General features: G+C 46.2%; 10 protein-coding genes. 8 read left to right on the top strand and 2 right to left on the bottom strand.

Annotation, left to right across the window (positions count from 1 at the left end; genetic code table 11):
- The first annotated feature begins 188 nt into the window (after positions 1-188).
- The 7 genes from hemN (at position 189) to hemL (ending at position 8,841) form a co-directional block, all read left to right on the top strand.
- Positions 189-1,565, top strand: coding sequence for an oxygen-independent coproporphyrinogen III oxidase (hemN, locus tag HF312_12945; GenBank protein ID MCU7521119.1), 1,377 nt, complete (start codon positions 189-191; stop codon positions 1,563-1,565).
- Entirely contained in the window at positions 1,562-2,530 is a 969-nt protein-coding gene (gene hemH / locus HF312_12940) for a ferrochelatase (GenBank protein ID MCU7521118.1), read from the top strand. The genes hemN and hemH overlap by 4 nt, the downstream gene beginning before the upstream one ends.
- 45 nt (positions 2,531-2,575) lie before the next feature.
- Positions 2,576-3,949 (top strand): protoporphyrinogen oxidase, encoded by a 1,374-nt coding sequence (gene hemG / locus HF312_12935; protein MCU7521117.1) that lies wholly within the window; start codon positions 2,576-2,578, stop codon positions 3,947-3,949.
- A 73-nt stretch (positions 3,950-4,022) separates the two neighbouring features.
- Complete coding sequence (hemB, locus tag HF312_12930) at positions 4,023-5,006, top strand: porphobilinogen synthase (GenBank protein MCU7521116.1); 984 nt, start codon at positions 4,023-4,025, stop codon at positions 5,004-5,006.
- A gap of 119 nt (positions 5,007-5,125) precedes the next feature.
- Positions 5,126-6,112: an aldo/keto reductase gene (locus HF312_12925; protein ID MCU7521115.1), complete on the top strand. Its 987-nt coding sequence runs from the start codon at positions 5,126-5,128 to the stop codon at positions 6,110-6,112.
- 107 nt (positions 6,113-6,219) lie between these two features.
- Complete coding sequence (locus HF312_12920) at positions 6,220-7,485, top strand: MFS transporter (GenBank protein MCU7521114.1); 1,266 nt, start codon at positions 6,220-6,222, stop codon at positions 7,483-7,485.
- A 66-nt stretch (positions 7,486-7,551) separates the two neighbouring features.
- Complete coding sequence (gene hemL, locus HF312_12915) at positions 7,552-8,841, top strand: glutamate-1-semialdehyde 2,1-aminomutase (GenBank protein ID MCU7521113.1); 1,290 nt, start codon at positions 7,552-7,554, stop codon at positions 8,839-8,841.
- Between the two features lie 150 nt (positions 8,842-8,991).
- Here the strand turns inward: hemL and HF312_12910 are convergent, their stop codons facing one another.
- Both HF312_12910 and HF312_12905 read right to left on the bottom strand, forming a co-directional pair.
- Complete coding sequence (locus HF312_12910) at positions 8,992-10,479, bottom strand: FAD-binding oxidoreductase (protein MCU7521112.1); 1,488 nt, start codon at positions 10,477-10,479, stop codon at positions 8,992-8,994.
- 20 nt (positions 10,480-10,499) lie between these two features.
- Positions 10,500-10,718, bottom strand: coding sequence for a hypothetical protein (locus HF312_12905; protein MCU7521111.1), 219 nt, complete (start codon positions 10,716-10,718; stop codon positions 10,500-10,502).
- A 211-nt stretch (positions 10,719-10,929) separates the two neighbouring features.
- Between HF312_12905 and HF312_12900 the strand changes: the two genes are divergently transcribed.
- Positions 10,930-11,592, top strand: a complete 663-nt coding sequence (locus HF312_12900) for a peroxiredoxin (GenBank protein ID MCU7521110.1) — start codon at positions 10,930-10,932, stop codon at positions 11,590-11,592.
- Positions 11,593-11,604: the final 12 nt, after the last annotated feature.

The following is an 11,604-nucleotide window of genomic DNA, read 5'->3' as shown; positions in this document are numbered from 1 at the left end:
ATTTTTGAACCATTTATCCACGACCTGAAGGTCGTGGCTATTCAGGCTGAGAAAGCCCGCCGAGGCGGGCTCAATTGAATAGCCACGAGCTTTAGCTCGTGGATCGGAATTCCCCCTCTCTCGTTGGGGCTTTAGCCCCAGATTGAATCGGGACAAAATAAAGAATTTTAATAATGGAGAAAAGAAAGATGTTTACGATAGATTTGGATATGATAAAGAAGTACGATAAGCCGGGGCCGCGTTATACCAGTTATCCCACGGCGCCGCAGTTCAATGACAGTTTTAAGCACGAGCAGTATCTGGATGAAATAATTAAAACAAATTACGGACAGAATCTGCCTGATCTTTCACTTTATTATCATATTCCTTTCTGCGACACGCTGTGCTACTTCTGCGGATGCAACATGCTTGTTACACGCAACCGTGACAGGGTGAAAGAGTACGTTAAGTACCTTAAGAAAGAAATTGACATGCTGAGAGCTTATATTCTTCCTGACAGGAAGGTTGCACAGCTGCACTGGGGCGGCGGAACACCGACGCACCTGAATCCCGATGAAATTGCAGACCTCATTAAATACATCAGCCAGTCGTTTAGTTTCAAAAGCGACATTGAGGCCGGATGCGAAATTGACCCGAGGGATCTTACGCGGGAGCACGTTGCGGCTTTGCGCGAAGGCGGCTTTAACAGGATAAGCATGGGAGTACAGGATTTTGACGAGAAGGTGCAGAAGGCTGTAAACAGAATTCAGCCCGAGGATATTACAAGGCAGACCGTCCAGTGGGTGCGTGAGCTGGGATTCCACAGCATTAATCTCGATCTTATGTACGGGCTCCCCTTCCAGACAATTGAAACGTTTGCACAGACGGTGGATAAGGTAATAGATATTTCGCCCGACAGGATTGCGGTATTTAATTATGCGCACCTTCCGTGGCTTAAGAAACACATGGCATTAATTCACGCAGAGGATCTTCCGCAGGCTGAAGAGAAGCTTCAGATATTAAAGATGACGGTTGAAAAGCTTACTTCGGCAGGATATGTCTTTATAGGCATGGATCACTTTGCAAAGCCCGACGACGAGCTTGCAGTTGCATTGCGTGAGAAAAAGCTCTACAGGAATTTCCAGGGTTATTCGACCCACGCGGGAGCAGATCTTTATGCAATGGGCATTACTGCTATAAGCCAGCTTCAGAGAATTTACGCGCAGAATTATAAAACGGAGAAAGAGTATTTTCAGGCAATTGACAGCGAAGTGCTTCCGGTTATGAAGGGCTACCGCCTGAGCGATGATGATTACCTGAGGCATCAGGTTATAATGAGGCTTATGTGCGACTTTGAGCTTGATATACCAAAGATTGAAAACGAGTTTAAGATTAATTTCCGCGAGTACTTTGCATGGGGGCTCAACAACCTGAAGGAGATGATTGGCGACGGGCTTGTTTCCGTAACGAATGAGAAGGTTCAGGTTACAGAAATGGGAAGGCTTCTTATAAGGAACATTGCAATGAACTTTGACGGCTATATTGAAAGAAAAGAAGATACCGCAAAATATTCGAGGACTGTATGACGAAAACTGCGGTAGTGCTGTTTAATCTGGGGGGGCCGGATTCGCTGGAGGCTGTTGAGCCGTTCTTAAAGAATCTGTTCAGTGATACGGATATATTCAATCTGCCGTTCCAGGATTTTATGGCAAAGGTTATCGCAGGAAGAAGGGCTCCGAAGGTTGTAGAAGAGTACAAACTTATTGGCGGCAAGTCGCCCATAGGCTACTGGACGGAGCTGCAGAGAAAAAGCCTGGAAGAGAGTTTAAGGAAGTCAGGCGTGGATGCGGATGTATATACCGCAATGAGGTACTGGAATCCTCTTACGGACAAAGTTGCCGCAGAGGTTGCGGAGAAGGGTTATGAGGAGGTTGTACTGCTTCCACTGTATCCCCACTTTTCCAGCTCCACTACGGGCTCCTCATTTAATGAATGGAACAGGGCGTTTAAGAACAGCGCGGCCAGGGTTATTCCCGTTAACGATTATTTTGACAATTCGGCATATATAAGGGCGATCAATGAAAGGATTGATGAAGCCCTGTTAAAGTTTCCGGAGGATGTAAGAAAAGACGTGGTGCTGGTATTCAGCGCGCACGGAACTCCGGTAAGCTATGTAAAAAGAGGAGACCCTTACAGTCACCAGATAAAGAAGACGGTTAAGGCTGTAATGGAAGAAAGGAAGAACTCGCATGAGTTTGTGGAGTGTTTCCAGAGCAAGGTTGGTCCCATCAAGTGGCTTGAGCCATCGACGAAGGATAAGATTCAGGAGATGGCGCAGGCGGGGAAAAAGCATCTGCTTTTAATTCCCGTAAGTTTTGTATCGGATCATGTTGAGACTCTTTATGAGTTAGGGATTGAGTACAGGCACATAGCAGATAAGGCAGGTATAGAGAATTACGTTGTAATGACGGGATTGAATGAATCGTCTCTTTTTGTTGAGGCGTTGTGTGAGGAAGTATTGAAGAAGTTAAACGGTGCGGAAAAAGTTTAATATTCCTGAACATTCAAATAAATGTACAAATAAATCCGGAAGACAATGAACAAAAAAGTGGTTATACTTGGTGCCGGAATATCCGGGCTGGCTGCGGCCTACTGGTTGAAAAAAGACGGTGTTGATGTTACCGTAATTGAAAAAGGAAGTGAACCGGGCGGTGCAATGATGAGCACCTGGGATAATGAATTTCTTGTGGATTACGGTCCGAACAGCGGACTTGAGACAACTCCCCTCATACGTCAGATAGTTGAGGAAACAGGTATTTCTGATGAAATGATCTATGCCAGTTCTGAAGGAAATAAGAGATATATTTTAAGGGACGGAAAGCTGCACGCGCTTCCTACGGATCCCATTAAATTTCTCAGTACAGGTCTGTTTTCGGCGCAGGGAAAGCTGAGGCTCCTGAAGGAACCGTTCGTAGGAAAATCCAACGACGGATACTACCAGTCGATTGCCGATTTTGTAAAAAGGCGTCTGGGGCAGGAGTTTCTGGATTATGCCATTAATCCCTTTGTAGCCGGGGTCTTTGCAGGCAACCCGGATGAGCTGAGCGTAAAGTCGGCTTTCCCCAAGCTTTACCGTCTGGAGGAAGAGTACGGCGGCCTTATAAAAGGAATGATAAAGGGCGCAAAGGAAAGGAAGCAGAATGCCGAGAAGTCGAAGCAGAGCGCAAGAATGTTTTCCTTCAAGAACGGCATGCAGACATTTCCGAAGACTATTGCCTCAACGATGAAGGACAATGTTATACTCAGCGCCGAAGTAACAGACATCAAAAAAAGCGGAAGCACGTACGAAGTAAAGTACAAGAAAAACGGCACGGAAGAGACGGTTTCAGCAGACGTTGTAATTTCAACCCTTCCGGCGCATGCTGCGGGCTACCTGTTCCAGGGAATGGATCAAAACCTGTTCAGTCATCTGAAATCAATTTATTATCCGCCTGTTATGGTGCTCTATCTGGGCTACAAGGAAGAGTCAATAGGGCAGCCACTGGACGGCTTCGGGTATTTAATTCCGCAGAAAGAGAATAAATCGTATCTGGGCGCAATATGGAGCTCGGTAATATTTCCTAACAGGGCACCCGAGGGCTTTGCGTCATTTACAATTTTTGTAGGCGGTGCAAGATCACCGCAGCTTTTTGATGAGATGAATAAGGAAGACCTGATTCGCCAGGTGTTAAAAGAGTTTCAGGAAGTTATGAAAATAACGGGGATGCCGCAGTACAGGACAGACAGGATGTGGCCCAAGGCAATCCCTCAGTACAATCTGGGCTACATTGAGCATGAAAAGTATTTCGAAGAGTTTGAAAAAGCCCACAGGGGAATACTTTTAAGCGGCAACTACAGGGGCGGAATCTCTGTAGGCGACTGCATTAAAAACTCGGAAGTGGTTTACAGAAGAGCCCTTGCGCTGTTATAATAAAATTAAGTTAATAAGGACGGAAAGCTTTTCCGCCCTCTGAATAAAAACAAATTTAATATTGGAGTTAGAAATGGCTGTTTACCCGTCTAAAAGATTAAGGCGACTGCGCTATGATCCCATAATAAGGGACATGGTGCGTGAAACACACATAAATAAAAGCGATCTTATCTATCCCCTTTTTGTAGTTCATGGGGAGAACATAAAGCATGAAATTAAATCGATGCCCGGCGTATACCAGATGTCAGTTGATGTTGCAGTAAAGGAATGCCAGGAAGTAGCCCAAATGGGTATTCCTGCGGTTCTTCTTTTCGGTATTCCGGAGCACAAGGACGAGCAGGGTTCCGAGGCTTATGCCGAGAACGGCATTATTCAGCAGGCAATACGCGCAATAAAGGCTGAAGTAAAAAACCTGCTTGTAATTACAGACGTATGCCTCTGCGAATATACTTCACACGGGCACTGCGGCCTTCTTAACGGCGAGGAAGTGTTAAATGATGAGACTGTAAGTCTTCTTGCAAAGGAAGCTGTTTCGCACGCCGAGGCCGGAGCAGACATTATTGCGCCGTCGGATATGATGGACGGAAGAATATATGCCATCAGAAAAGCACTCGACTATAAGGGCTTTACAAAGATCCCTATTATGAGTTATGCAGCAAAGTATGCATCAGGCTTCTACGGGCCTTTCAGGGATGCAGCTGAATCCACTCCAGCCTTCGGCGACAGACGTTCGCACCAGATGGACGTTGCAAATGCTGAGGAAGCCTTGAGGGAAGTGGAGTCAGACATTGAGGAAGGAGCCGACATGGTTATGGTTAAACCTGCCGGGGCGTACCTCGATATCATCTACCGCGTAAAGGAAAGGTTTGGAATGCCAACGGCCGCATACCAGGTAAGCGGCGAATACTCGCTTATTAAGGCAGCTGCACAGAACGGCTGGGTTGACGGGGAAAGGGTTATGATGGAGTCGCTCATTGCAATTAAAAGAGCGGGAGCGGACATGATCATCACCTATTTCGCAAAGGATGTGGTGAAGGTTCTTGAAAGAACCAAGTAGTATTCTGCGGATATAAATTTCAGAAGAAATGGAAGATGATTTTTTTCGTCTTCCATTTTTTATTTGAGTTGTTTGGAAGGTTCATTTTAATTAAACTGTTATAAAAAGAGAGGAATAAAATGAAATACCGGAAAGTTGGCAAAAGCAATATTGAAGTTTCGGAAATAAGCCTCGGCTGCTGGACGCTTGGGGGCCTTAACTGGGTAAACGGAACTCCCAACGGTTGGGCAAACGTGGATGAAAAAGAAGTTACAGAAGCCGTTAATTACGCGCTGGAGCACGGAGTAAATCATTTTGACAACGCCGACGTTTATGGGAACGGGCGCGCCGAGAGGATGCTTTCGAAGGTGCTTGGCGAAAGAAGAAATAGTGTGGTTATTGCAACCAAGGTGGGCTGGTTCCCAGGGACCGCAGCGCACGCCTATGAGCCTCAGCATATAAGGCACCAGTGCGAGCAGTCGCTGGTAAACCTGAAGAGAGACTATATAGATATTTATTATTTCCATCACGGGGATTTCGGGCAGGGCGACATGTACTTAAACGATGCCGTTGAGGTAATGAGGCGTCTGAAGGAGGAAGGAAAGATAAGGGTTATCGGGCAGTCGGCTTATTCAAACAGTGATTTTGAGAAGCTTGTGCCGGTAGTTAAGCCTGAAGTACTTCAGTCATCAGCCAATGCCCTGGATGATCATTATGTTGCGGATGGGACTCCTGTAAGAAAGCTTCTTGAGAAGAACGGGATTTCGTTTGTGGCATTTGGTCCTGTAGCTCAAGGGTTATTATTAGGAAAGTACAGCAAGAACAATCCCCCGAAGTTTGAGGCAGGAGACCACCGTGAGCACGCAAAGAGGTTTACTGTAGAGAATCTGGAGAAGCTTGAGCCGAAGGTTGAGGCATTGAAGGAGAAGTTCGGGTCAAATACAGAAGAGCTTTCGAGGGCGGCCCTGCAGTATCTGCTTCATTACAAAGTAGTTGCAGCAGTAATACCGGGTTTCAGGAACTTAAAGCAGGTAATGGTAAATCTGGAAGCCGCCGACAAGCCGCTAACGGATGAGGAGTTTAATTTTATAAGGGATCTGTTTCAGGGGGCGGAGATAACGTATTGACGTTCGACGTTCGACGTTCAACGTTCGACGGTAAGGCAGAAAAGAGGTAAAGATTAATAATTTGACTTATTTACCTTTACCTCTATCTTTACCAGGCTTTATTGAATATGAAAGAAGATATTAAAGAAAATACAAATACGGTTGCTAAGGAGAGGAAGGTTAGTTTCAGGCAGACTTTCTCGGCTTTGAGGCACAGGAATTACAGGCTGTGGTTCTGGGGGCAGATGACTTCCATGTTCGGGTCGTGGATGCAGACGACTGCAACAGGGTATCTCGTCTATGAGCTGACGCACTCCCCTGTCTATCTGGGCTACGTGGGATTTGCCTCGGGCATTCCGGCATGGCTTTTTATGGTTTACGGGGGCGTTGTTGCAGACCGCGTGCCGAGGAGGACCATACTGCTTGTTACGCAGACTGTAATGATGATACTGGCATTTATACTTGCCGCGCTGACATTTATGGGAATAGTTGAAGCGTGGCACGTTGTTGTTCTGGCCTTAGGGCTTGGCGTTGCAAACGCTTTTGATTCGCCGGCGAGGCAGTCGTTTGTGCTTGAGATGGTTGAGCGCGAGGATCTGGTTAATGCAATAGCGCTTAATTCCACGATGTTCAATGCGGCTACGGCAGTTGGGCCTGCAGTGGCCGGAGTTACTTATGCAGTATTCGGTCCCGCCTGGTGCTTTACAATTAACGGCGTATCGTTTTTAGGCGTGATTGCAGCGCTTTTTATGATGAAGCTTAAGCCGGTGACAAAACCGGAAGTGCGCAAGTCCGCAATAGCCGATCTGAAGGAAGGCGTAAAGTACCTTAAGGGGCAGAGGATGATTCTTGTGCTTATTGCGCTCATTACTTTTATTGGACTTTTCGGAATATCGTTTGCGACGCTGGTGCCGGCCTGGGCGGTAAAGATACTTCACGGAGATGCAACGACGAACGGCCTGCTGCAGTCGGCAAGGGGTTTAGGTGCACTCATAAGCGCCTTATTTATAGCTTCGGTTTCGCATTATATGAGCAAGGGTAAGATGGTGAATTTCGGGACGTTCGCATTCCCGCTTTCGCTCCTGGCATTTTCTTTTGTGAGGTGGATGCCGCTTTCGCTTCTTATGCTTGTAGCGATTGGGGCGGCATCGATTTTAGTTATGAATGTGGTAAATGCGCTGGTGCAGACGCTGGTTTCAGATGAATTCCGCGGAAGAGTTATGGGTATCTACAGCATATCGTTTTTCGGTTTCATGCCGATTGGTTCACTGCTGATAGGTTTCTTAGCCGAGCATCTGGGTGAGCCCGAGGCTATTGTAATTAACTCGGTGATTCTTATTTTATTTGCGCTGTTTGTTTTCATCAGGATGCCAAAGCTGCGGGCGCAGAGATAGGGGTTTTAGTTTTTAATTTAATATATTTGCGGTAATAATTTTTAATTAATTCCAGGGAACGAGAGAATGAATATTCAGAAAAGTGAAAAGCTTTTTGAAGAAGCGAAAAAATATATACCGGGCGGCGTTAATTCCCCGGTAAGGGCGTTCAAGTCGGTAGGCGGCAGTCCGCTTTTTATTACAAAGGGATACGGCTCGAAGATTGAGGATGTTGACGGCAATGAATATGTGGAATACATTGGAAGCTGGGGCCCGCACCTCTTTGGGCATAACCCGGATTTTATTAAAAATGCGCTGCTTAAGGCAATTGAAAACGGAACAAGCTTCGGGGCTCCCACAGAGCTGGAAGTTGATATGGCAAAGCTGATTGCAGAGCTGGTGCCTTCGGTTGAGATGGTAAGAATGGTTAACAGCGGCACCGAAGCCACAATGAGCGCTGTAAGGGCGGCAAGAGGATTTACTAAAAGAGAAAAGTTCATAAAGTTTGAAGGCTGCTATCACGGTCACGCCGATTACTTTTTGATCAAGGCGGGCTCGGGAGCACTTACCCTGGGCACTCCCACGAGTCCCGGTGTAACGCAGGGAAACGCAGCCGACACGCTGGTTGCAGATTACAATAACATAGATTCTGTAAAGAAGCTTGTGCAGGCAAATAAGGGACAGATTGCAGCGGTTATAATTGAGCCCGTTGCAGGAAACATGGGTGTAGTTAAGATTGACAAAATCTTTCTTAAGGAGTTAAAGACCTTATGTGAGGAAGAAGGCATAGTGCTCATTTTTGACGAGGTTATGACGGGCTTCCGTGTTGCAAGAGGAGGAGCTCAGGAGATACTGGGGATTAAGCCTGACCTTTCAACGTTCGGCAAGATTATAGGTTCAGGGCTTCCTGTTGGGGCATTCGGGGGAAGGAAGGATATTATGGAAATGGTTGCGCCTTCGGGCCCCATATATCAGGCAGGGACATTAAGCGGCAACCCGCTTGCAATGTCGGCAGGTTATGCGACGCTTACTTATATTAAGGATCATCCTGAGGTTTACACTGTGCTGGAAGAGAAGTCGAAGTATCTTGAAGAAGGGATGCAGGAGAATCTGAAGTCACTGGGAAAGAATTTCGCATGGAACCGTGTGGGTTCTATGATGTGCATGTTCTTTACCGAAGGCACGGTTACGAATTTTGCAAGTGCAGTTAAGTCGGATACCGCGATGTACGGAAGGTATTTCCACGAGATGTTAAAGCGCGGTGTATATCTTGCGCCGGCGCAGTTTGAGGCGATGTTTGTTTCGACGGCGCATACGACAGAGGATCTGGATAAGACCGTTAAGGCGCATTATGAGGCGGTGAAGGCGGTGATATAAATTGAAAATGGCGTCATCTCCGGATGGCGTCATTGTTTTTTTGAATAGCCATGAGACGGAGGATCGGGGGCTAAAGCCCAGAGGGTTTGTTTGGGATCATTAAACCCCGACCTAAAAGGTCGGGGCTAGTCATAGAGGATAAATATTTTTTTACACCGACAAATATTTCTCGTCAAAAATGTTGCCGAGGCCGAGGAGTTTATTCGGATCGAGGGACATTTTCAAATGGGCCATCTGTTTTATGTTTTCTTCGCCGTACATCATCATCAAATATTCTTTCTTCAGCTTGCCTACGCCGTGCTCGGCTGAGATGGTGCCTTTTAGTTCCACTGCCCTTCTGCATATTTCCATGTAAAGCTTTTTGGCTTCTTTGAACTGATCTTCGTTTTCTGGAAGCATATTCAGGTGCGCGTGGGAGTTTCCGAAGTGGCCATAGATAATGTAATTCAGGCCTGCATTTTCAACTTTACTCTGGAGCTCATGGTAAAAACCCTTGAAGGCTTCATCGGGTACGGCAATGTCTGTGCCGACTTTTGTAATGCCTTTTCTTGCAATGTACTCGCTCACCTTCCACGATATTGCGTGCCGGAAATCCTTAAAGCGTTCCAGGTCAGTTTTATTTGAAGCAAACCATGCTGTTTCCTCGTTTCCGTTAAATTCAGTTATGAGCTCCATCCATTTTTCAAAAAGGGTTTCTTCATTTTCAGAAGTAATTTCCTGTTCAAACCAGACCGCAGCATGGGCGCTTTCAGGTATCTGGGGATATTCATCGCGCATGAATTTAAGTGAGTGGAAGTCGAAGTACTCGAGTCCCTGAGCATCGAGGCCGTTCTTATCTGATGAGGTGCGGCTTTCGTATGAAAGCTTTCTGGCCCCGGCAATAAAGTTAAGTCCGTCGTCCTCGTTGTCAAAAAATATAACTGCCGAGAGTATGTTCTCGGGCAGGTCCAGGAGTTTCAGCTTAATTTCTGTAATAATGCCGAGTGTGCCTTCAGAGCCTATAAAGAGGTCTATGGCATCCATGCCGGGTTTTACATAGTAGCCTGCGGCATGTTTTGTTTTGGGCATTGAGTAGTTGGGTATATCAAGATCTATTACACTTCCCTCTTCAGTTTTAAGGCTTAGTTTAAGGCCTTCTGCCTTTTCTTTGCCGCGTGTGAGGTGAAGAGTCTCGCCGTTTGAGAGCACGACTCTAATTTCAAGCACGTAATTGCGTGTAGGGCCGTATTTAAATGTTCTTGCCCCCGAGGAATTTGTCGCAACGGTTGCGCCTACAAAGCAGTTTCTTTCCGTAGGGTCGGGGGGGTAGAAGAGCGCCTGGCTTTCCACCATTTCCTGAAAGTCCTTAAGAATTACCGCAGGCTGTATGAGGGCGTATTTTTCTTCTTTATTTATTTCGAGGACCTTATTCATTTTTTCCGTTGAAATTACGACGCCTCCGCGGGGCACGCGGGCGCCTGTAAGTCCCGTGCCGTTGCCGGAGACAGTAACGGGTGTATTTTTAGAAAGGGCCTCTTTCAGGGCATTCTTTACGTCGTTTTCATTTTCGGGGAAATACACCGCCTCGCAGAATCCCTTAACGTTGGCGGCATCTGAAAGGTAGTTTTCAATCTCGTCGGGAGAGGTTTTAATAATCAATTCCGTTCACCTTAATTAAATTAGTCTTCAATTTTCCTGCCGTGGCGCTTCATTATTTCCATCCACGTGTCCATATCGAGCTGTTCAGATTCCTCGACAAGCATGATTGGGATATCGTCTTCAATTCTGTAGCGCCTGCGTGTAGCTTTATCCACTGAAACCAGGTAGTTGCCGTCCAGCACCAGGTCGGCCTTAGTTTCCGGGCAGCAGAGTATATCCAATAAATCCTTACTGATCATTGTTTTCCTGTGTTTGTTATGTTTACAAATTTAAGAATTAAATGGGGAAAGTTAAAGGTAAAGCGGAGGAAGAATTCTTCCTGACTTGCATTTATATAGGGAAACGTTACTTTAGGATAAAAGATGATCCATCCGGGATAATGAGGCTCCACTTTCTTTATATATAAATAGCTTCGTTTTACAAACAAATTAAATGAGGTATGTTATGGAAATGACGCAAGAAACCAGAATTGGCATTCCTTTGATTGGAGAGAAGTTCCCCGAGCTGGAGGTTCAGACAACGCGCGGATTTTTTAAGATTCCGCAGGATTTTCAGGGGAAATGGATTGTTCTGTTCAGCCACCCGGCAGATTTCACGCCGGTATGCACAACGGAATTCATTGCATTTGCAAGGAAAGACGAGGAATTTAAGAAACTTAATGCGCAGCTGATAGGGCTTTCAATAGACCAGGTGTTCTCGCACATAAAGTGGATTGAGTGGATGAAGGAAAAGCTTAACACTGAAATCCCCTTCCCGGTAATTGCAGACGATTTGGGCAAAGTTGCAATGAAGCTGGGGATGGTGCATCCGGAAAAGGGGACGAATACCGTAAGGGCTGTTTTCATCATCGATCCCAAGGGAATTATAAGGCTGATGATTTATTACCCGCAGGAAGTTGGCCGTCAGATCAATGAAGTACTGAGGGCACTGAAAGCACTTCAGATTGCGGATGAGAAGAAGGTTGCAATGCCTGAGAACTGGCCGAATAATGAGCTTATTGGCGACAAGGTTATTAATCCTCCGCCTAAGGACGTTGTTGGGGCGGAAGAGCGCGTGAAGACAGAGGAAGGGTTTGATTGGTGGTTCACGTTTAAGACATTGCCGACGAATTGAGTTAGTTTTAGC

The sequence above is a fragment of the Ignavibacteria bacterium genome (genome assembly GCA_025612375.1).
In the GTDB taxonomy this organism is placed as follows: Bacteria; Bacteroidota; Ignavibacteria; order Ignavibacteriales; family SURF-24; genus JAAXKN01.
The sequence above is the reverse complement of the archived record's forward strand: the minus strand, read 5'-3'. Positions and strand labels throughout refer to the sequence as shown.